At 64.8% G+C, this 21,314-nt stretch carries 23 protein-coding genes; 4 read left to right on the top strand and 19 right to left on the bottom strand.

Annotated features, from left to right (window positions below):
- Window positions 1-69: 69 nt before the first annotated feature.
- Window positions 70-570, bottom strand: coding sequence for a DUF2244 domain-containing protein (locus tag ACQ6S1_RS10035; RefSeq protein WP_445041036.1), 501 nt, complete (start codon window positions 568-570; stop codon window positions 70-72).
- Window positions 571-634: 64 nt separating this feature from the next.
- Between ACQ6S1_RS10035 and nth the strand changes: the two genes are divergently transcribed.
- Window positions 635-1,360, top strand: coding sequence for an endonuclease III (gene nth / locus ACQ6S1_RS10040; RefSeq protein ID WP_508162244.1), 726 nt, complete (start codon window positions 635-637; stop codon window positions 1,358-1,360).
- Here the strand turns inward: nth and ACQ6S1_RS10045 are convergent.
- From ACQ6S1_RS10045 to ACQ6S1_RS10060, 4 genes are all read right to left on the bottom strand, one after another.
- Window positions 1,357-3,129, bottom strand: coding sequence for an aminodeoxychorismate synthase component I (locus tag ACQ6S1_RS10045; protein ID WP_445041038.1), 1,773 nt, complete (start codon window positions 3,127-3,129; stop codon window positions 1,357-1,359). The genes nth and ACQ6S1_RS10045 overlap by 4 nt on opposite strands.
- A gap of 55 nt (window positions 3,130-3,184) precedes the next feature.
- Window positions 3,185-3,505: a DMT family transporter gene (locus ACQ6S1_RS10050; RefSeq protein WP_445041039.1), complete on the bottom strand. Its 321-nt coding sequence runs from the start codon at window positions 3,503-3,505 to the stop codon at window positions 3,185-3,187.
- Between the two features lie 136 nt (window positions 3,506-3,641).
- The gene (locus tag ACQ6S1_RS10055; RefSeq protein ID WP_445041040.1) at window positions 3,642-4,100 is read right to left on the bottom strand and encodes a hypothetical protein; all 459 of its coding nucleotides are present in this window, start codon (window positions 4,098-4,100) and stop codon (window positions 3,642-3,644) included.
- 70 nt (window positions 4,101-4,170) lie between these two features.
- The gene (locus ACQ6S1_RS10060; RefSeq protein WP_445041041.1) at window positions 4,171-4,563 is read right to left on the bottom strand and encodes a hypothetical protein; all 393 of its coding nucleotides are present in this window, start codon (window positions 4,561-4,563) and stop codon (window positions 4,171-4,173) included.
- Window positions 4,564-4,641: 78 nt separating this feature from the next.
- On the opposite strand from ACQ6S1_RS10060, the gene ACQ6S1_RS10065 reads away from it, so the two are divergent.
- Both ACQ6S1_RS10065 and ACQ6S1_RS10070 read left to right on the top strand, forming a co-directional pair.
- Entirely contained in the window at window positions 4,642-5,346 is a 705-nt protein-coding gene (locus ACQ6S1_RS10065; protein ID WP_445041042.1) for a glutathione S-transferase, read from the top strand.
- Between the two features lie 105 nt (window positions 5,347-5,451).
- On the top strand, window positions 5,452-6,024 hold the full coding sequence (locus tag ACQ6S1_RS10070) for an NADPH-dependent FMN reductase (protein WP_445041043.1): 573 nt from the start codon (window positions 5,452-5,454) through the stop codon (window positions 6,022-6,024).
- A 58-nt stretch (window positions 6,025-6,082) separates the two neighbouring features.
- On the opposite strand, the gene ACQ6S1_RS10075 is transcribed toward ACQ6S1_RS10070, so the two are convergent.
- From ACQ6S1_RS10075 to ACQ6S1_RS10140, 14 genes are all read right to left on the bottom strand, one after another.
- Window positions 6,083-6,901 carry a MipA/OmpV family protein gene (locus ACQ6S1_RS10075; protein ID WP_445041044.1) on the bottom strand — a complete coding sequence of 273 codons (819 nt, stop codon included), beginning with the start codon at window positions 6,899-6,901 and terminating at the stop codon, window positions 6,083-6,085.
- Between the two features lie 121 nt (window positions 6,902-7,022).
- The gene (locus tag ACQ6S1_RS10080) at window positions 7,023-8,648 is read right to left on the bottom strand and encodes a gamma-glutamyltransferase family protein (RefSeq protein ID WP_445041045.1); all 1,626 of its coding nucleotides are present in this window, start codon (window positions 8,646-8,648) and stop codon (window positions 7,023-7,025) included.
- A gap of 35 nt (window positions 8,649-8,683) precedes the next feature.
- Entirely contained in the window at window positions 8,684-9,775 is a 1,092-nt protein-coding gene (locus tag ACQ6S1_RS10085) for a PLP-dependent cysteine synthase family protein (RefSeq protein ID WP_445041046.1), read from the bottom strand.
- Window positions 9,776-11,269: a class I adenylate-forming enzyme family protein gene (locus ACQ6S1_RS10090; RefSeq protein ID WP_445041047.1), complete on the bottom strand. Its 1,494-nt coding sequence runs from the start codon at window positions 11,267-11,269 to the stop codon at window positions 9,776-9,778.
- Complete coding sequence (locus ACQ6S1_RS10095; RefSeq protein WP_445041048.1) at window positions 11,266-12,051, bottom strand: VOC family protein; 786 nt, start codon at window positions 12,049-12,051, stop codon at window positions 11,266-11,268. The genes ACQ6S1_RS10090 and ACQ6S1_RS10095 overlap by 4 nt, the downstream gene beginning before the upstream one ends.
- Window positions 12,052-12,062: 11 nt before the next feature.
- Window positions 12,063-12,485 (bottom strand): PaaI family thioesterase, encoded by a 423-nt coding sequence (locus ACQ6S1_RS10100; RefSeq protein WP_445041049.1) that lies wholly within the window; start codon window positions 12,483-12,485, stop codon window positions 12,063-12,065.
- A 12-nt stretch (window positions 12,486-12,497) separates the two neighbouring features.
- Window positions 12,498-13,502: a quinone oxidoreductase family protein gene (locus ACQ6S1_RS10105; RefSeq protein WP_508162245.1), complete on the bottom strand. Its 1,005-nt coding sequence runs from the start codon at window positions 13,500-13,502 to the stop codon at window positions 12,498-12,500.
- A gap of 40 nt (window positions 13,503-13,542) precedes the next feature.
- Window positions 13,543-14,529 (bottom strand): ABC transporter substrate-binding protein, encoded by a 987-nt coding sequence (locus ACQ6S1_RS10110; protein WP_445041051.1) that lies wholly within the window; start codon window positions 14,527-14,529, stop codon window positions 13,543-13,545.
- A gap of 38 nt (window positions 14,530-14,567) precedes the next feature.
- A complete protein-coding gene (locus ACQ6S1_RS10115; protein WP_445041052.1) occupies window positions 14,568-15,344 on the bottom strand; it encodes an ABC transporter permease in 777 nt (258 codons plus the stop codon).
- On the bottom strand, window positions 15,344-16,156 hold the full coding sequence (locus ACQ6S1_RS10120; RefSeq protein WP_445041053.1) for an ABC transporter ATP-binding protein: 813 nt from the start codon (window positions 16,154-16,156) through the stop codon (window positions 15,344-15,346). Before ACQ6S1_RS10120 ends, ACQ6S1_RS10115 begins: the two co-directional genes overlap by 1 nt.
- On the bottom strand, window positions 16,153-16,884 hold the full coding sequence (locus ACQ6S1_RS10125) for a GntR family transcriptional regulator (protein ID WP_445041054.1): 732 nt from the start codon (window positions 16,882-16,884) through the stop codon (window positions 16,153-16,155). Before ACQ6S1_RS10125 ends, ACQ6S1_RS10120 begins: the two co-directional genes overlap by 4 nt.
- Before the next feature lie 169 nt (window positions 16,885-17,053).
- Window positions 17,054-18,019, bottom strand: coding sequence for an L-histidine N(alpha)-methyltransferase (egtD, locus tag ACQ6S1_RS10130; RefSeq protein WP_445041055.1), 966 nt, complete (start codon window positions 18,017-18,019; stop codon window positions 17,054-17,056).
- Window positions 18,019-19,305 (bottom strand): ergothioneine biosynthesis protein EgtB, encoded by a 1,287-nt coding sequence (gene egtB, locus ACQ6S1_RS10135; protein ID WP_445041056.1) that lies wholly within the window; start codon window positions 19,303-19,305, stop codon window positions 18,019-18,021. Before egtB ends, egtD begins: the two co-directional genes overlap by 1 nt.
- A 99-nt stretch (window positions 19,306-19,404) precedes the next feature.
- Window positions 19,405-20,040, bottom strand: a complete 636-nt coding sequence (locus ACQ6S1_RS10140; RefSeq protein WP_445041057.1) for a peroxiredoxin — start codon at window positions 20,038-20,040, stop codon at window positions 19,405-19,407.
- Window positions 20,041-20,228: 188 nt separating this feature from the next.
- Between ACQ6S1_RS10140 and ACQ6S1_RS10145 the strand changes: the two genes are divergently transcribed.
- Complete coding sequence (locus ACQ6S1_RS10145) at window positions 20,229-21,269, top strand: acyltransferase family protein (RefSeq protein WP_445041058.1); 1,041 nt, start codon at window positions 20,229-20,231, stop codon at window positions 21,267-21,269.
- The last annotated feature ends 45 nt before the right edge of the window (window positions 21,270-21,314 follow it).

Genomic DNA, 21,314 nt, shown 5'->3' on the forward strand with positions numbered 1-21,314 from the left:
GAAACGCTGAAAAATATGGTTAACAGATATGCTGCATACCGTATTTAGCTAAAATTATCGGTATCGCCACTATGCTGAGTTGTATCGTGGGCCGGATTTGGCGCGTGCCAAAGCGGCTGAGAATTCCGATGCGAAATCCGCCCGGTCGGCCGGCGCCAGGAAGCCGCCGACATCGACAAGCCGTTGGCGCTCGGCGATGGCCACTCGCTGCAACCCGTAATCCTCGTCGTCCTCGCGATGAAGGCGTACCCAGGCAGGGTTGAAGCGCCATTCCGCGGCTTCGCCCCAATGCGAGGTCTTCCTCAGCCGCAGCTCGAAGTGCGTCATGGCCACTTCGTCACGGGCGCGGGCGGTGCGATAGCTCCATCGGAAGGCGATGTAGAGCAGCAGGACATCGAGCCCGAAGAAGCCGACGATCGGCCAGGCGCCGATCACGAAGAAGGGCAGGCTGGCCAATGTTGAGACGGCCGCCGTCGCGATCATCAGAATGCGAAACCCGCGCGGTCCGAGCGAGCGATGGGGCCGCAGCACCGCGTGATAGATTTCTTCGTCGGCAGCGTTGTCGATCATCCGCACCGCATTCTTGTCGAGACGTCGAGAGGGGCATATTAGCGCGACCATGCCTATAAGCCAGATGCCCTTGCCCGACGATCCGCCCGTTCCGCCGCTCCCGCGCCGCCGCAAGCGGCTGAGCAAGGCCGAGGTCGAGGAGCTGTTCCGCCGTTTCCAGGCCGCCAACCCCGAACCGAAGGGCGAGCTCGAATACGTCAACGTCTTCACGCTGCTGGTGGCGGTGGTGCTGTCGGCGCAGGCCACCGATGCCGGCGTCAACAAGGCAACGCGCGGTCTGTTCGCGGTCGCCAATACGCCGCAGAAGATGGTGGCGCTCGGAGTGGAGGGCGTGTCTGCCCATATCCGCACCATCGGCCTGTTCAACACCAAGGCCCGGAACGTCGTCGCGCTGTCGGAGCAGCTTATCGCGCACCATGGCGGCGAGGTGCCGGCCACGCGCGAAGCGCTCGAAGCCTTGCCCGGCGTCGGCCGCAAGACCGCCAATGTCGTGCTCAACATCTTCTTCGGCCAACCCACGATCGCGGTCGACACGCATCTGTTTCGCGTCGGCAACCGCACGGGCCTCGCGCCCGGCAAGACGCCGCTTGCCGTGGAGCTGGCGCTGGAAAAGGCCGTACCGAAATGGGCACTGCTGCACGCCCATCATTGGCTGATCCTGCACGGCCGCTACGTCTGCAAGGCCCGCCTCCCGGACTGCTGGCGCTGCCTCATCGCCGATATCTGCCGCTACGAGCCGAAGACCCCTGCCCCGATCGTGAAGACACGGACGCTTCCGCCGCCGCGCTAGACCCGCACGTAGGTTGCCGGCACCATTCCCCGAACCGAATTACCGAGGAAGATGGCCTCGGCGCCGGCCAGATCAGCCGTCGTCAGCACGGCCTCGCGCGCCTCGCCCGTCTCCAGAAGCTCCGCGCGCAAGGTCCCCGGCAGAAGCCCGCAGGAGAGAGCGGGGGTGAGCAGAACGCCCCCGCGCCGCACGAAAAGATTGGTGAAGCTGCCCTCGGTCAACTCGCCGCGTTCGTTGGCAAACAGCACTTCGTCAACACACTGCTGCCGCGCCATCTCGGCCCGCGGCACGTCATAGATCGCCCGCCGCGTTGTCTTGTGATGCAGGAGCCTGTCGGTCGACCGCATCGGGCGCGGGCAAAGGGCAAAACGGAGATGATCCATCGCGCCGAGAGGTGCGGAGGTCGCTTCCACCTCGCCGTTCTCGCCTAGCACGAGCCGCACCCGCCTGCGCTCGCTAACGCCCTCAACCTCCCGCGCCAGTGCGGTGCGAACCGCGCCTTCGTCGAAGGGCATGGCAAAGGCCTCGGCCGAAGCCTTGAGCCGAGCGATATGGCGCTCCAGCAGCCAGTATTCCGCGCCGTTGAACTGCAGGGTCTCGATCAGGCCGAACGGCGCGTGCACATCGCGCAGGAAATCCAGCTTCAGCAGGGCCTCGTCATATTCGGCATCCATCGTCGAATCCGCCACCACGCCGCCGCCAATCCCGATGCGCCCCTGTCCATCGCTTTCGATCAAGGCAGTCCGGATGGCCACGTTGAAGCGGAAATCGCCATCGGGCGCGGCCCAGCCCACGCTGCCGGTATAGACGCCGCGTGGCGCGGCCTCGATTTCGTGGATGATCTGCATGGCGCGAATTTTCGGCGCGCCCGTCACCGAACCGCAGGGAAACAGGGCCTGCAACACATCGCGGAATCCCGTGCCCGGCCGCATGCTCGCGTGCACGTTCGACACCATCTGGTGCAGCGAGGCATAGGTTTCGACGGCGAACAGATCATCGACCTCGACGCTGCCCATCTCGGCGATCCGGCCGAGATCGTTGCGCAGAAGATCGACGATCATCAGATTCTCGGCGCGCGTCTTCTCATCCGCCCGCAGATGCGCGACCTGTGCGGCATCCTCCTCCGGCGACGCGCCGCGTGCGATCGTGCCCTTCATCGGACGTGTGGTCAGGCGGCCGCCTTCGTTCTCGACGAACAATTCAGGTGAGAGCGACAGGATGTGCTGCTCGCCGGTGTTGATCAGCGCGCCATGCGCCACCCTCTGCCGCAGGCACAGATCGCGGTAGAACGACACCGGGTCGCCGCTCAGCCGAAATATCGCCGGCATGGTCAGATTGATCTGATAGACGTCGCCCGCCGCGATATACGCCTTCACCCGCGCGAAGGCCTGCGCATAGGCGTCGCGGGTAATGGGCAGGCGCAGATCGTCAACCCGGGGAATGTCCGGTCCACAGGCCGCGCCGATCCAATTCCACACCTCGGTGGGACCAAGCGTTTCCGGCGCGTCATACACGCCGAGCCACATCAATGCCGCGTCCGTTTCCGCCGGCAGCAGGGCCGCGAGCCGCTCCTCGAACTGAAACCCCATCTCATAGGATAACGTGCCAGCGAGATGCCACCCATCGGCCAGCGCCTGCTCGGCCTGCCCGATGAGGTCGACGACCTCGCCCGCGCGACGCGTCGTCAGCACGCGCCGCGGGTTCCGGAACAGGCGGCTCGGCCCTCCGGACAGATTGTCGTGAAGCAGAACGGTCCCGGCCGCGATCATCACGCGCGTATAGAAAATCGCGCGGCGGCAGGCGAGCCCTATGTTCCTGAGCGGATCAGCTCGCGTCGGAAAGCTTCATCAGAAACAGGCCGGACACGATCAACGCCGCCGCGGCGAGGCGGGTCGCGCTGATCTGTTCGCCCAGGATCATGATGCCGACGAGGAACGCACCCACCGCGCCGATGCCCGTCCACACGGTGTAGGCGGTTCCCAGAGGCAGCGTTTTCATGGAAATCGACAGCAGGCTGAAGCTTGCCACCATGGTGACGATCGTGATCGCACTCGGCCACAGCCGCGTGAACCCCTCCGATTGCTTCATGGAAAAGGCCCACACGATTTCGAGCAGACCCGCGACGAGCAGATAGATCCAGGCCATTGCGGCCTCCTTTGAAAGAGGCCGGGCCGTCCCGGACTTGAACCCGATAAGGGGGTGAGGACGTTGCCTCGCCCCCTAAGATAGGACCAGAATCGGCCGGTTCAACGCCATCCGCGCCGCCGGGTCCGAGCCAGTCTCACTCCACGCGTGAAGCCGGCCGCCGGCGCTCGTCGTTGTTGGAAGAACGGCTCGCCGTAGCGCTGCCCACCACCGCCGCGCCCAGCAGAAAACCGACGCCCGCAGCCGCCAGCACGGCCAGCACGGCGTTGTCCTCGATTTTCTCCTCGACCGTATTGTAGGCTTGGCGGCTTTCCTTGCCGGCCTTGCGGGCAAAGCCCCCCGTGACCGAAGTGACGACGGACAACAGCGTCTCGATCTGGCGGCCGAGGTCGGAGATCATCGGCACCACGCTGGAACTGATGTCGTGCGCCCCCGATTGCACGCGCTCCTCAACGCGATGCAGCCCGCGCGATGCGCGCTTGCTGGCCTGATCGGCATTGCTGCCGACAATGTCGCTCAACGCGGCCAGGCTGTGCTGGATGTCATCGATCTTCGTCTGAAGGTCCGACGCGCGGGATGTGCTCCAAAATGCCATGACGCCACCTGTACGGGTTCGGGGATCCTCTTCCCAAACGCGCCATGGCAGGGGAAGGTTTCGCCCGAAATCAGCCTTTCAGCTTCGTGCTTTCCTGTATCAGCAGATTGCCGAGTTCCAACGCTCCGCTGGCCGGCAGCCGGAAGGTCAGCTCCGAAGGCTCGCCCTGGTCGAACACGATGGCCACGGCCGGTCCGGCCGGTGGGCTCAGCGTGCCCACGGCGGCGGTGCGGACGTCGAGAGGCACCACCTCGCCCCAGGAGCCGGGCGCGGCTGTGGGGCTGGGTGCAAAAGGCTTCGCCAGGGCTGCGCGCCGCGTTTCCGCCGCGAGCTTGGTCGCCGCAGAGATCGGCAATTCGACCTGTATCTCGCGGCCGGCGCCGTCGCGTCCCAGGATCGAAAAGGTGCCGTCCTTGGCCTGAACCTGAACTCCAAGAACGTTGGCAAGTTTAACTTTGGGCATGACTTCGCTCCCCGCACGTCTTTGCCGCTCTTAACCAATTTACGTTCCCGGTGCCATGCCGCAGTGAAGGAGATCGCGATGTACGAGCTTTATTACTGGCCGGGCCTTCAGGGGCGTGGCGAATATGTCCGCCTCGCACTCGAGGAAGCCGGCGCCGATTATCGCGATGTGGCGCGGGAAGAGGGCACGGAATCCATGCTCGCTCTGATAAAGGATGCATCGACCCCGCCCTTCGCGCCGCCTTTCCTGCGCGACAAGGACGTCCTCGTCGGCCAGACCGCCAACATCCTGCTCTATCTCGGATCGCGCCTGGGCCTGGCGCCGGACGACGAAGCCGGCCGCCTCTGGACCCACCAGATCCAGCTCACCATCGCCGACATCGTGGCCGAGGCGCATGACAGCCATCATCCGATCGGGTCCGGTCTCTATTACGAAGAGCAGAAGGCGGAAGCGAAGCGCTATTCCGAAAATTTCCGCGACGAGCGCATCCCGAAATTCCTCGGCTGGTTCGAGCGCGTCCTGCTCGCCAACCGGGCGGGCCCGGCCCATCTCGTCGGCGACCGCCTGACCTATGCCGACCTTTCGCTGTTCCAGATTGTGGAAGGGCTGTCGTACGCCTTTCCGAAGGCATCCGCGCGCGCCCTGGAGAAGACGCCGCATGTCGTCTCGCTGCGTGATGCGGTCGGGGAGCGTCCCAACATCCGCGCTTATCTCGCCAGCGCGCGGCGGGAGCCCTTCAACCAGGAGGGCATCTTCCGGCATTATCCCGAACTGGACGGCTGACACGCGCGCGTCCAGAGGGCGGTTCCAGTCATGTGCCTTCTTGCAGCGCACGATGATCTGGGTAACGTGCCGTCCCCCAGGACATATTCGGGACGGGAGAGGGCAATGGCACGATTCAACATTCGACTGGTCGTCGGCAGCGCACGCAAGGGGTCGATCAACCGTCAGGTCGGCTTGGCGCTGGCGAAGGTGGCCTCTCCCGATTTCGCCTTCGACGAGCTGAGGATCGACGACCTCCCGCTGTACAACCAGGATCTCGATACCGACACGCCGCCTGAGAGCGTGGCCCGCCTGAGGGCCGAGGTGAAGGCGGCTGATGGCTTCCTCTTCATCACCCCGGAATACAATCGCCAGCCGACCCCGCTTCTCCTCAACGCGCTGCACTGGGCCTCGCGCCCTTATGGTCAGAGCGCCTGGGCAGGCAAGCCCGGCGCCATCACCGGCGTGTCGAACAGTGGCGTCGGCACGGGTGGCGCTCAGTCCAATCTTCGGAACTTGTTGGGTGTTCTAGACATTCGCCTCATTGGTCAGCCGGAGGCGTACATCCAGCTTAAGGAAGGCATGATCGGCGAGGACGGCGGCTTTGCCGACGAGAAAGTGCGCGCGTTCTATACGAAGAAGGTCCGCGCACTCGAGGAATGGGTCGCGCTGCTGAGCGGAGCCGCAAAGACCGCCTGAAATGCAAAGACGCCGCCGGAGAGCCGGCGGCGCCTTCCAAATCCGACCCTGGCAGGGCTCAGAACAGGTCGAACGAGAAACGCTTCGACAGGCCGAGACCCAATGTGAACTGATTTTCGTCGCCGGCGTCAGCCACGATCGGCGAATCCGAGGCATCGCCGACAAGCCGGGTGTAGGAGGCTTCGGCGTTCAGGAACCAATCTGGGCGGAATTCGTAGCGGGCATTGGCGGTGACGCCGGCCGATTTCAGGCCGCCCTCGGCCTCATAAGCACCAAGCCGACCGCCGGTGGCGAGGCTCTCGCCCGGCGTCACGCTGAAATAGGTGTCCATGTAGTCGGAGGAGGCGAACGCCAGAACGGGGCCGGCCTTTATTTCCCATTGCGCGGTCGGGCGGAAGATGGCGTTGGCGCCGATCTCGCCCACCACGCCGTGCGCGCCGCCGAAGGAATAGCGCGCCGCGCCGTAAATCTCGGCGAAATCCCATTCGTAACCGACCTTGATGCCGAGCTGGTAGGATGCGCTCACATCCTCCAGGCCTTCGAGGTCGTCATATTCGCTGCTGTCGCGCTCGCCGACCATGCGGAAGGAGGGCCCGATTGAGAAGCCGCCGCCCTTCTTGCCGCCGAACGAGGTCAGGCCAGGAATGTTCAGGTATTCAAGATTGATGATCGGAAACGGGACGACCTCGGTTTCCGAAGCGCCCTCATAGGCTGGCTGCAGACGTCCGCCTGCGCCGATTTCGATGACGAGATCCGTCTCCGTGTTCGCCATCGGCGTGGGGTCGAGCAAGGCATCCGCCGCGGACGCAGCCGATCCGGTGGCGAGAAGGGCCAGGGCGGCAACGCCGGACAGCGGAAGACGGAAGACGCGCGACATGGATAACTCCCGCACCGAAAACAGATCGTGTTTAGCGGTGTAGCGACGAAATACGAAGAAATTATTCAGCATGTCGGCAGGGAGCACCAGCCGCGCCTGCCCGTCCCGCCGAAGCCCGCGGTCAGAAGACCGCGGCCTGCCCGTCGCGGCGCGGATCGCTCGCGGCCACATAGCCCTCCACGGCCGGGTCACCCATGCGCCAGATGAACTGGCCCGCGCCGAAATCCTGGTAGCTGTCGTTGATGACGCTGATCTGGTGGCCGCGCGCGGACAGGCCCTCGCACACGTCCGGCGCCATGGCGCTTTCGACATTGATGTCGAGCCCGACATTGTAGCGCCAGCGCGGCGCGTCGCAGGCGGCCTGCGGGTTCTGGTCGTAGTCGAGCATGCGGACCACGGTCTGCATGTGGCCCTGCGGCTGCATGTTGCCGCCCATCACGCCGAAGCTCATCACCGGCGCACCGTCCTTGGTCAGGAAGCCGGGGATAATGGTCTGGAACGGGCGCTTGCCCGGTGCCACCACGTTCGGGCTCTGCGGATCGAGATGGAAGCCGTGCCCGCGGTTCTGCAGCGACAGGCCCCATTCCGGCACCACGACGCCGGAGCCGAAGCCCATGAAATTGCTCTGAATGAAGCTCACCATCATGCCGGATTCATCGGCTGCGGTGAGGTAGATCGTGCCGCCGCGCACCGGGTTTCCAGCCGCGAAATCCTGCGCCCGTCGCGGATCGATGAGCTTCGCCCGCTCGGTAAGATAGGCATCGTCGAGCATCTGTTCCGGCGTCACCTCCATGGTGCGCGGGTCGGAGACGTAGCGATAGGTGTCGGCGAAGGCGAGCTTCATCGCCTCGATCTGCAGATGCTGGCTGTCGATGCTGTCCACCGGCAGTCCCGCCAGATCGAAGTTCGACAGGATCCCGAGCGCGATCAGCGCCGCGATGCCCTGACCGTTCGGGGGGATTTCGTGCAGCGTGTAGCCGCGGTAATCCTCGGAAATGGGCTCGACCCAGTCCGGGCGATAGGCCGCCATGTCGGCCGCCGTCATCGCGCCGCCATGCTCGCGCGCATGTCGTTCCATGGCCTCGGCGATCTCGCCGCCATAGAGGGCCGCGCCCTTCGTCTCGGCGATGGCGCGCAGCATGCGGGCCGCTCCCGGCATGGTGAAAAGCTCGCCTATGTTCGGTGCGCGGCCGTGCGGCAGGAACGTCTCGGCAAAGCCCGGCTGACGTGCGATCTCCGCCACGTTGAACGCGGCGTCCCATTTCTGCTGGATGATCATCGGCACCAGATAGCCGCGCTCGGCAATCTCGATGGCCGGCTCCAGAAGGTCGCCGAAGGGCAGGCGGCCGAACCGTTCGCTGAGCGCAACCCAGGACGAGACAGCGCCCGGCACCGTCACCGAATCCCAGCCCCGCATGGGGGGCCGTGCGGCGTCTTCGCCGTATTTCCCGCGGAAATAGTCCGGCGTCCAGGCGGCGGGCGCGGTGCCCGAGGCGTTCAGGCCGTGCAGTTTCTGTCCGTCCCACAGGATGCAGAAGGCGTCCGAGCCAAGGCCGTTGCTGCAGGGCTCGACCAGAGCCATGACCGCCGCCGAGGCGATGGCGGCGTCCACAGCATTGCCGCCCTGCCAGATCATCTTGAGCCCGGCCTGGGCGGCAAGAGGATGGGAGGTGGAAACGACGTTGCGGCCGAACATCGGCAGCCGGCGGGAAGAATAGCCGGCGTCCCAGTCGAAGCGGTGCACCATGGAGAATGGTCCTCGGGAAGCGTCAGAAGGAAAGTTCAGATCCGTCCGAAGACGGGTTCGAGCTCGGCGCGCGCGGGCGCGACGTCGATGTCGCGCTCGGCGAGCCAGCGATCATCGTACAACGTCGAGCGATAGCGTTCACCGGAATCGCACAGCAGGGTCACGATGGAGCCGCTGCGGTCCTCGGCCTGCATCTCACGGATGAGGTGCAGGCAGGCCCACAGATTGGTGCCGGTCGAGCCGCCGCATGGCCGGCCAAGCAATTCGCTGGCCATGCGGGCGGCGGCCACGCTTGCCGCGTCGGGCACGGCGATGGCGCGATCTACCAGTTCCGGGACGAAGGAGGGCTCCACGAGGGTGCGGCCGACGCCCTCGATCACGCTGCAGCAAGCCTCCACCCGGCGGATCGAACGGTCTGCGTAATGGCGGTGGAAGACCGAGCTTTCCGGGTCGGCCACGCACAGGGCTGTCGGGAATTTCCGGTAGCGGATGTAGCGGCCGATGGTGGCGGAGGTGCCGCCCGTGCCGGCGCCGCAGACCACCCAATCGGGCACCGGATGATCCTCCAGCTCCATCTGCGTGAAGATGGATTCGGCGATGTTGTTGTTGCCGCGCCAGTCCGTCGCCCGTTCGGCGAAGGTGAACTGGTCCATGTAATGGCCGCCGATATCGCGGGCGAGGCGACGGGCCTCCTCGCTGACGTCGCCGCGATCGACAAGGTGCGCCTTGCCGCCCTGAAAGGCGATGGCCGCCACTTTCTCCGGCGACGTCGAGCGTGGCATCACCGCGATGAAGCGCAGTCCCAGCAGGCGGGCGAAATAGGCTTCCGAGATCGCGGTCGAGCCGCTGGACGATTCCACGATCGTCGTCTCGGGCCCGATCCATCCATTGCACAGCGCGTAGAGAAACAACGAGCGCGCAAGCCGATGCTTCAGGCTGCCGGTGGGGTGGCTCGATTCATCCTTGAGATAGAGCGCGACGGACGGAACGCGCGGCAGATCGATCCGGATGAGATGGGTGTCGGCCGAGCGGTTGATGTCGGTCTCGATCTTCTGGATCGCATGCGTGACCCATTCCCGATCATCGACCGTTTGGATCGACGGGGCAGGCGCGGTCGCAACCAACATCTATCCTTCCTCCAGCAGGGCGTCGGCGCGGTTGCGCAGGGCCTTGCGGTCGATCTTGTTGGTGGAGGCCAGCAGCATGGCATCGAGGAACCAGACGCGGCGCGGATGCTGGTAGGCCGGCGCGTTTCGAAGCGCGAATTGCTTCACGGCATCCTCGTCGAGCGCCGAGCCCGGCCGGCGCACGACGAAGGCCACCGGCTTGGTGCCCTTTATCTCGTCATCGACGGGGACGACGCAGGCCTGAAGGATATCCGGATGCTTCTCCAGCACCGTCTCCACTTCGCCGGGAAAGATGTTCTCCCCGCCCGAGACGAACATGTCGTCGGCCCGGCCCACGAAATAAAAGAAGCCGCTCTCGTCCTGCCGGAAGACGTCGCCGGTGTCGTAGAACCCATCGGGCGTGATGGGGGAGCGCACGTCCGGACGGTTGTGATAGCCCAGCATGACGGCCGGGCTCTTCATCTGCAGCACGCCGGAGACCGGTGCCTCCGGGCCGACCAGCCGCACCTCGACACCCGAATGCGGCTTCCCGACCGATCCCGTCGGCAGGGGCGCACCTTCGGGATCGGCGGCGAACACGATCGGCCCTCCCTCGGTGGTGCCATAGGCGTTGATGATGCGGGCATTGGGCAACAGATCGCGGATCTGCCGCGCCAGCGCGTCGTTGACCGGGGCCGAGCCCATGCGCACCGTGCGCACGCTGGAGAGATCGGCGGCGGCCAGCGCCTCCTTCTCGCGCAGCATCATGGCGATCATGGGCGGCACGGCGGTGGCCCAGGTGCAACGATAGCGGTCGATGGCCTCGATATATCGTTTGGCCTGGAATTGCGGCAGCAGCACCACGCTCGCGCCAGCGGCGAGCGCGTAGAAGGAATTGGCCAGCGCGTTCATGTGATAAAGCGGCGCGGCGATCAGCATACGCTCGCCGGCGATGTCGTGTTCCGCCATGCGCGTGTTCACGACCCACAAATGCGAGGCGTGGGACAGCAGCACCCCTTTGGGCCGCCCGGTCGAACCCGACGTGTAGAGGCTGAGTGCCGGTTCATCATCCGCCGGCACGACCGGATCGAACGGCCCGGGGTCGATCCAGGCATGGACGTCCTCGTCGTCGAACGACACGGCGCGCATATCCGCCCCAAGATCCGCCCGGCGTGGCGCGTCGCAGAACACCAGCTTCGCGCCGCTGTCCGACACCACATCGGCGATCATTGCGGGCGGGAATTTGAAATTCACCGGAACGGGCACGATGCCGGCCCGCATCGCGCCCAGAACGAGCGCGAGATAATCCGGCCGGTTGGCCGAGAGGATGGCGACCCGGTCGCCGCGCACCAGTCCGTTCTTCAGCAGGCCCCGCGCGAATCCGTCCGCCAGCGCGTCCAGGCCGGCGCGGGTCAGAGCCGTTTCGACGCCCTCGGCATCGAGGCCGATGATCGCGGGTGCGTCTGTCGTGTCCGTTCCGCGAAGAAGATCGCCGAGATTGCGCGGCCTGTTCATGCCGCCGTCCGGCAGGTGAGAATGAGTTCGAGATCGGGCAGCTCCAGCACCGCTTCCTCGGCATTCAGGCGCTTCCAACGGACGGAGCTCTCATTCACGGCGCGCCGCTCAAGCTCGCCGAGATCGGAGAACAGCAGCCCAAGCGAGTGGAAGCGCGGGGCCGGCCCGGCGACGATGTCGACGATGAAGTCTCCGATCGGGACGCTCCAGCCGTTTTCGCCGCGCTCGGCCGTGCTCTCGCACGCCAGGGCATAGGCCTGCGCGTCGGTGTCCGGATCGGGGCTGGTCACGACCATGCGGTCGAACCCGCAGAACGTGTTGGCGTGCGTCAGCCAGTCGTCGCGCCAGACGAATTGCGGCGTGAGATGCTGGCAATAATAGACGCGGCCCGCCGGGAATGCGGCGGCATCCAGACGCACGGTTCGGAAGCTCGCTTCCTCCTGGCGGCCGTCGATCTCCACCGGCCGCGAGAACGCGACCGGTGGAGTGGCACGCGCGCCGGCACGGTTGAGCCGGTCGAACGTGGCGTCGGCGTCGTCGCTGCGCAGGACGAGCCCGTTCAGGCCGAACGGGCTGTCCAGCACTTCCGGGCGCTGGCGCCCGCCGTCCACCGGAACGCCGACGAGTTCGAGGTAGGCGCCCGGCGTCATCATCAGATGGTTGATGGAGCCCAGCGTGTGGCGGCCGAGCGGCGTGAGCGTGAAGCCCAGCGCCGTGAAGCTCGCCGCCGCCGCGTCCATGCCGCGCAAGGCGTTGATCACCATATGATCGAGGATCGCCATGGCGCCGTCCCTCACTTCGGTGTGGCGGTCATGTAGACGCCACGGCCGCTGGCCAGCAGCTTGCCGTCGCCGTCCAGGATCTGCGCCTCGGCCACCGAGATCTGGCTGCCGAACTTCACCACCTTGCCCACACAGCGCAAATCGCCCTGCATCGCGGCGCGGTGATAATCCACCCGCAGATCGACCGTCGGCACGCCGCGTCCCGTCTTGGAAACGAGCGCCCAATCGGCGGTGAGGTCCACCAGGGTCGCGAGGATGCCGCCATGGACATAGCCGCGATCGGCGTTCACCACCCATTCCGGACGCCAGGTGGCGCTCAGCTCGATCGTGCCGTCACCGACCTCGACCACCTTCAGGCCCAGCCATTGATGGAACGGCCCGCGCAGCAGGAGCGCCTCGACCTCTTCCTTGGTCAGGATCTTGTTTTCCGACATGTTTTCTCTCCCTTACGGAACGACGACGATCTTGCCCATGACCTCGCGGTCGCGGATCATGCGCAGGCCCTCGGCGGCCTGTTCGAGCGGGAGCACCTTATCGACGACGGGCTTCAGGCTGCCTTCCTGGATCATGTCCATCAGGGCCGAGAGGTTGTCGTCGTAGAAGCTGTTCGAGCCGATGACCTTGAGCTCGAAGCTCCAGATATAGCGTAAATCTTCCTTGGGATCGTGGCCGGCGGTCGCGCCGCACACGAGCAGGCTGCCGCCGCGCTTCAGGCAGCGCAGCGAAGGCACCCAGGTGTCGCCGCCCGTGAAATTGATGACGACATCGACGCCGCCCTCATGGGTGCGGCGCTGCGGCTTGCCGTACTGGCCGATCGCCCATTTCGAGAAATCGGTGTCGCGGTAGTTCACCACATGGTCGGCGCCCAGCTCCTTCAGGCGCGCCATCTTGTCTTCGCTGCCGGCGCAGGCGATGACTTCGGCCCCGAGATGCTTCGCCAGCATCACGCAGCCCGTGCCCACGCCGCCGCTGGCGCCGAGGATCAGCACCTTGTCGCCCGCCTTCACCGTGTTGTGGGTGATGAGCATGCGGTGCGCGGTGCCATAGGCCACCGGCAGTGAAGCGGCGTCCTCGAACGACACGCCGTCCGGCATCTTGATGAGCTGCTCGGCGGCAACGCGGCAATATTCGGCCATGCCGCCGTCCATCATCTCGCCCATCAGGCCCTTGGCCTTGTTGAGCGGGTTGACAAGCACGCGGTCGCCGACCTTCCAGTTCGTGACACCTTCGCCGAGTTCGGTGATTTCGCCGGCCATGTCGAGGCCGATGATGACGGGAAGCGGCACCTTGATGCCGGGCATGCCCTTCACGGTGAACACGTCGTGATAGTTGAACGAGGAGGCGCCGACGCGGATCACGACGGTGCCCGGCTCCGCGGCCGGAACCGGATAATCCTCGACGACCGTGAGGTCGTCGACGTCACCGTGCTGCTTCAGGAGCAGGGCCTTCATTGTGGACGGCATGATATCTTTCCCTGTTACGCGGTTCTTCTTACTTGATGGATTTCGAGGCCTCGTAAGGCCCGGTCACGAGAGCAGAATCGGGCAGGTCTCCCTTGACGACGCCCACCCCCTTGAACACCTCGAACTCTTTCTTGAGCGAGGCGATATCGGCCGGCTCCATGCTGACGGTGTAGATACCGTCCCACAGCGCGGCATAGGCCTTGGCGTCCTCTTCCTTGATGTTGGCCGCGGACACGAGGGCCTTGGCGACCTCGTCCTTGTTGGCCTTGCCGAACTCGAAGGCGTTGCGCATGCCGGCCACGACCTTGGCCGCGCCTTCCGGATGGGCCTCGCGCCAATCGTTGCGCATCAGGCCGACGCCCAGCACCGGCGGCGCATCCTCGCCCGTGATCTTCTTCCATTCCTCGCGGAAGGTGCCGATGCGGCGAAGCTTCGCATCGGGAAGCAGCGCGAGCGTCACGGTGCGCAGCGCCGCGGCGTCGATGTCCTTCTGAACAAGGAACTGCGCAAGGCGCGGATCGTTGCCCGGCACGCTCTGGTAATCGCCTTCGGCGAAGCCGTAATTGTTGTGCAGGATGGCGGACATGATGGCGGCGGTCGCGCTTCCGGCCGGCGAGGTGCCAACCTTCTTGCCCTTCAGGTCCGTCATGGTCCTGATCGGCGAATCCTCGGGCACCACGACATCGAGATCTGCCACCTGCGTCACCAGAATGATGCTTAGGGGCAGGCCGTCGGTGGCCACGCTGAAGGAGCTGCCGGCGCTGGCTGCGATGGCGAAGTCGATGGCCCCGGCGGCCATGGCCTTGGTGGGCGCGTTGACGTCCGGGAACTTGACGTATTCCACCTCAAGCCCCTGCTTCTCCATGAACTTGCCGGTTTCCAGAACGGCGCCGAAGCCCAGGCTGACGCCCGAGCTCCAATAGCCGATCCGCACCTTCTCGGCGGCCCAGGCGGGAGCCGACATCACGGACGCGACACTGGCCAATACGGCCGCAAGCACAGCAACACGTTTCATGAATCGTCTCCCGAAATCGCGAAAAGGACGGATATGGATCATCTGGAAAGCCGCTTCTTCCATGCGAACAGATGCCGTTCCAGCGGCTTGAGGATGAGGCCCTCGAGAACGAGCATCAGCACAACAAGCGAAAGTGTCCAGGCGAAGACCTGATCGGTCTGCACGAGATCCGCTGCCTGGCGCAAGCGATAGCCCACGCCGCTCGAGGCGCCGAGCGTCTCGGCGACGAGGCTGACGCGCGCACCGAAGCCGAAGGCCAGCCGCGACGCCGAGAACAGGAGCGGCAGGATGGTGGGCAGGTAGATCTTGACCAGGATCTGCGCGCGCGACATCCGGAACGTCTGCGCAAGCTCGATGAAGTCGACATTCACGGTGCGCGTGCCCTGCCAGACATTGGTCAAGATCAGCGGCATCGCCGTCATGAACACCACGAAGATCGTGGTCCAGTCCGACAGGCCGAACCAGATCAGCGCGAAGATCGCCCAAATGGTCGACGATACCGTGTTGATCACCGTCAGCACGGGATCGAAGAACTGGCCCAGCCTCTCGCTCGCGCCCAGTATGAGGCCGAGAACGATCCCCACCACGGCGGCAAGCAGAAAGCCGGTCAGCACGCGGCGGAACGTGGTGCCGAGATCGTTCCAGAAACTCGTGGAGGCCATGAGGCCCGTCCACGTGTCCCACACGCGCGCCGGCCCTGGCAAAACGAAGGCCGGCGAATTCAGCGAGGCGAGATACCAGGCCACGAGCACCACCACGAAGAGCAGGGCACGCTGACCGATCAGGTACAGGCGGCGGTTGGCGGCGGCGGCCATCAGATGCCCTCCCCCGAAATGCCGTCATGCGGCGCGGGAGAGACGTCCCTCGGCTCGTGCACCAAAGCGCGCCGGAGACTGCGAACCTCTTCGGCCACTTCCGGCGAAATCGGATCGCGCGGAACGGGCAGGGTGATCGGGCGGCTTTCCTGCACCCGGCCGGGGCGCGGATGAAGAACCACCACCTGGTCCGCAAGCACCACGGCCTCTTCCACGTCGTGGGTGACGAAGATGATGGTCATCTTCATCATCTCCACGATGCGCAGCACTTCGGTGTGCATCTGGGAGCGGATGGAAGGGTCGAGCTTCGAAAAGGGCTCGTCCATCAGCAGGATCGAGGGGCGCGTCACGAGGCTGCGGGCCAGCGCGACGCGGCTGCGCATCCCGCCCGACAATTCATGCGGGTAGACATGCATGAAGCCGCCGAGACCGACGAGATTGAGTGTCTCGGCCACGCGCTCCTGGCGCTCCGCCCGGGATGCCGGGCCGGCTTCGAGGGCAAAGGATACGTTCTGCGCCGCCGTCCGCCAGGGCAGCAGGCGATCCTCCTGGAACATGTAGGTGAGCGAGCGCCATTCGGTGAAGCGTTCGGACGGCGTGCCGTTGAGGCGGACGGTTCCGCTGTCGGGCTGCACAAGGCCGGCGATGATGTTGAGAAGCGTGCTCTTGCCGCAGCCGGAGGCGCCGACCAGCGCCGCGATGGAATGCGCGGGAACATCGAGGCTGATGTTTCGCAGCACTTCGAGGCGTCCGCCCCCGCGCTGGGGAAAGCTGTGGCTGACGCCCTCGACGGAGACCGCCGGCGCGCTCATCGCACGGCTCCCGGCAGCGCTCGGATGGGAATGAGCGTCCCGGAATTCTTCAGGCTCGCGAGCACCCGCTCCATGGTCTGTTCGCGGAACGTCTCAACATGGCGCCGCGCGACCTGCTCGGCCGTGTCCGCGTCCCCGGCGTCGAGGCTTTCGATCAGACTCACATGGTCGTTCTCGATATTCGGGCGCTCGCCCTGTGCCGCAAAACCAAGGCCGACAAGGCGTGCCATCTCGTCGAGAAGGCCCGACAGGGTGCGGGCGAGGCGCTGATTGCCCGAAGCCTCGGCGATTGCCATGTGGAAGCTTCGATTGGCTTCGAGGAACACCTCGACCTGGCTGCCCACTTCGATATCGAGAGGCGTCCGGCAGGCGCGCTCGAACGCTTCGAGCTTCGCACGGTCGGCTTTCCCGGCCGCGAGCCGCGCGGCATAAGGCTCAAGCGCCAGCCGCAGCGCGAAGATCTCCTCCACGTCTCTGATCGTGACGGGAACAACGCGATAGCCCTGCCGCGGCATCGACGTGACCAGGCCGTCCTGCACCAATCGGTGGAGCGCGATGCGGCAGGTGGCCTTGCCCAGCGCGTAGCGCTCCATCAGCTCCAGTTCGGTGAAGCGGGTGCCGGGCAAAATGCGGCACAGGACGATCTCACTGCGGAGCAGTTCGTAGGCCTGTTCGCCCTTCAGCGCAGCGGCTGGCATCGGAATGGTGGTTTCGGCTTTGGCTGTCACGGAGAGTTCCCATCACGTCGCTTGCCTGTGAGAAGCCTACGAACCTTCCTTGGGGTGCTCAAGCGTAAATAGCAGGCAATCTCGCGCTGTAAATGGGCAATTCTCAAGCAAGGCAAAAACGGAGGTTATTATTTATTTCCACATTTAAACACCGGACTTTTCGGAATGTTCAGCCGGCGCGCAGGCAGAACACTCCGAACATTGCCTCAGAGTCTGTCAAAACCTCTGCGGTTTTCCAGCCAGCACCGGCGGCCACAGCGGTGACCTCGTCGGGCGCGTATTTGTAGGAATTCTCGGTGTGGATCGTTTCACCCGCCTCGAAAGTGAATTCCAGTCCGGCGACCCGGATCGCCTGGGGACCCAGGCTTTCGAGATGCATCTCGATGCGGCTTTGCTCGGCATTGTAGACGGCGCGATGGCGGAACCCGTCGACATCGATATCGCCTCCAAGCTCCCGGCCGATGCGCCGGAGCAGATTGAGATTGAAGGCTGCGGTGATGCCCTGAGCATCGTTGTAGGCCGCCTCCAGAACCGCGACATCCTTCTTCAGATCGACACCCAGGACGAAGAGTGCCTCCTCCCCAAGTGTTTCCCGCGCCTGCGCAAGAAATGAGCGTGCTTCGTTCGGCGTCAAATTGCCGATCGTCGATCCCGGGAAGAAGCCGAGCGGCCGAGCGGTGCCGATTTGCCGAGGCAGGATGATCGGCTGGGTGAAATCACCGGCGAGGGGCAGCACGTCGAGCCCCGGATAATCCGCCCGCAAGGCATCCGCGGCCGCGAGCATATGTTGAACGCTGATATCGATGGGCACATAGGCCCGAGGATTTTCGAGCGCGTCGAGCAGGATGCGCACCTTCTCGCTGGAACCCGACCCGAATTCCACCAGAGCGACATCCGGTCCGGCCAGAGCGGCAATGCGGCTTGCGCCCTCGCGCAGAATGCCTGTCTCGGTTCGCGTCGGGTAATATTCCGGCAGCGTGCAGATCAGGTCGAACAGCCGCGAGCCTTCCGCATCGTAGAAATATTTGGCGGGAATGGCTTTTTGCGGCCGGCGCAGACCCTCGATCACATCGCTGGCGAACGCGCTGTGTTCCATCCCGGCCTGCTGGCGGTCGGCGGGTTCGTGCCGGCCCATCAGCTATCGTCCACCAGCCGCAGTCCGGCAAACGGCCAGCGCTGATGAGGGTAGAAGAAATTGCGGTAGGTCGCGCGGATATGCCCGTCCGGCGTCGCGCAACAGCCGCCGCGCAGCACCATCTGGCCGGACATGAACTTGCCGTTGTATTCGCCGAGCGCGCCGGGCGCGGGGCGATATCCCGGGTAGGCGGTGTAGGGGCTCGCCGTCCATTCCCACACATCGCCAAACATCTGAGCCGGCCGGTCCTCATAGGCCGCCGCCACCGGGCGCAGCAGGCCGGAACCCATGAAATTGCCCGTTTTCGGCAGATCCTGTGCCGCCACTTCCCATTCGGCTTCGGTCGGCAGCCGCTTCCCGGCCCAGCGCGCGAAGGCATCCGCCTCGAAATAGCTGACATGGACGACCGGCGCCGAGGGGTCGACGCGATGTTGGCCGGACAGGGTCATGGCCTCCCAGCCCTCGCTCGTCTTCTCCCAGTAATAGGGTGCGGAATATTCACCGGCTTTCACCCGCGCCCACCCATCGGCGAGCCACAGATCCGGGCGGCCGTAGCCGCCGTCTTCGATGAAGGCGATCCAGTCGGCATTGGAAACGGGGCGGGACGCCAACCGGAACGGACGCAACAACACCTCGTGGCGCGGCCCTTCATTGTCGTAGGAGAAGCCCGCGCCGTCATGGCCGATCTCGAAGATGCCGCCCGGGAAATCGAACCAGCTCACATCCTCGACCGCGCGCGCCGGTGCCGGTTTCCAGGGGCGATAGGCCGGCCGCAGCGGGTTGCAGGAAAACAGGTTCAGAATATCCATCAGCATCAATTCCTGATGCTGCTGCTCGTGGTTGATCCCGATCTCCACGAGCGGCGCGATCTTTGTCCAAAGCTCCTCGTCTGCTTCGTCCATCAGCGAGTTCATCGCCGCGGTGACGTGATCGCGATAGACACCCACTTCCGCTACCGTGGGGCGCGTGATGAGTCCGCGTTCAAAGCGGTTATGACGCGCGCCGGCAGCCTCGTAATAGGAATTGAACAGGAACGCGAATTGCGGGTGCAGCACCTCGTAGCCGGGGCGGTGCGGCACCAGAATGAACGTTTCGAAGAACCAGGAAACGTGGGCCAGATGCCATTTGGTGGGGCTGCAATCCGGCATGGATTGCACCACCTGATCTTCAGGATGAAGGCCCAGCGAGAGCTCTTCGGTCACCGCGCGCACCTTGCGGAAGCGGGTTTCCAGATCATTGGCGGTCGCCGCATCGCGGAGACCGGGCTCCATTCTGACGTCACTCATCGCTCGTCTCCCACCAAGCCCGCGAAGATAGGGCGCGAGCGGCGGGAGAAAAGCGGGACGGTTCATAACGGCGTCGGTGAGCGCCGTTATGCGGGAACCTTACTCGCCCGGCTGAGGCGTCACGCGCAGATAGGGCTTCAGTGTGTTCCAGCCCTTCGGGAACTTCTCGCGCGCGGCCTCGTCCGAGAGGCTGGGCGCCACGATCACGTCGTCGCCTCTCTGCCAATCGGCGGGCGTCGCCACGCTGTGACGGTCGGTGAGCTGCAGGCTGTCGATCGTGCGCAGGATTTCATCGAAATTGCGCCCGGTCGCGGCCGGATAGGTCAGCGTGAGGCGCACTTTCTTGTTCGGATCGACGATGAACACCGAACGCACCGTCATCGTGTCGGACGCATTCGGGTGGATCATGCCGTAGAGGTCGGAGACGGTCCTGTCGGCATCGGCGATGAGCGGGAAGTTGAGCCGCGCGCCCTGCGTCTCTTCGATGTCGTCGGCCCACGCGCCGTGATTGGCGAGCTGATCGACCGACAGACCGAGCGCCTTGACGCCCCGGCGGTCGAATTCCGGCTTCAGCTTGGCGACGGCACCCAGCTCGGTCGTGCACACGGGCGTAAAATTCTTCGGATGCGAAAACAGGACCACCCAATTGTTGCCGGCCCATTCGTGGAAGCGGATGCGGCCTTCCGTGGATTCCTGCTCGAAATCAGGCGCGATGTCGCCGATGCGCACACTCATTTGTCTCAACCCCAGCCAAATATCTGCGGCTGCGTTATGCGCGACCCCGTAAAATTACGCAAGATGCGAGCTTCTCATAAAAAAGTACAAATAAGAAGCGTGCAATCAGCGTAAACCTCGTTTCCCGATTTTCCCGCGCGAACGGGCATTCGCCGCTAGATTGCATCGAATTTTCCAGGTTCGCCACAATGCCGATTTCTGCCAGCACCTCCGAACGTGTCGCCTGGGTGGATTACGCCAAAGGCATCTGCATCCTCCTGGTCGTGATGATGCATTCCACCCTGGGCGTCGGGGAGGCCGCCGGCGGCACGGGCTTCATGCATCATGTGGTGGAGTTCGCCCGCCCGTTCCGCATGCCAGACTTCTTCCTGCTCTCGGGCCTGTTCCTTGCGCGCGTCGTCGACCGCGACTGGCGGACTTACCTCGATCGCAAGGTGGTGCACTTCCTCTATTTCTATGTGCTGTGGGTGCTCATACAGGGCGCGTTCAAATGGCCGGGCCTCGCGCTGGAGGAAGGCCTCGGCGCGGTGGCGGAGCAACTTCTCCTGGCGCTGGTCGAACCGTTCGGCACGCTGTGGTTCATCTATCTTCTGCCGATCTTCTTCGTCACCGCCAAGCTGCTGCGCCACACGCCGCGCTGGGCGGTGCTGATGGCCGCCGCCGGCCTGCAGATGTCCGGTCTGCACACGGGCTGGATCGTCATCGACGAATTCGCCGCGCGGCTCTTTTTCTTCGTCGTCGGCTGGTATGGCGCGCCATTCTTCTTCGCTTTGGCACGTCGGGTTCAGGCCCAGCCTGTGGCGGCTCTCCTCGGTCTGCCGGCCTGGGCGGCCATCAACGCGCTGTCGATCGGGCTTGGGATCGCGACGCTGCCGGGAATGTCGCTTCTTCTCGGAATCCTCGGCTCCTGCGCGGTCATCACATTGGCGGCGCTTCTGTCGCGTGCGCGGCTCGGCACGCTGGTCCGCTTCGCCGGAGAGCATTCGATCACCATCTATCTGGCCTTCTTCCTCCCGATGGCCGTCACCCGCACATTGCTGCTGAAGACCGGCATCATCCCGGACATCGGCTGGATGTCGGTGATCGTCTGGCTGGTTGCGGCGCTCTCGCCGCTCGTCCTCTATCTGGTCATCCAGCGCACGGGCCGGGGCCGGTTCATGTTCGAACGGCCGGCGGCCTTCCACATCGACCGGCCGCGCGGAAACGGCCTTCCGGCCGCCGCGGAATAGAGCGGGCCGGACGAAAAAGGGCGGCGAGCCTGCGCTCACCGCCCC

The sequence above is a fragment of the Terrihabitans aquatilis genome (assembly GCF_052542005.1).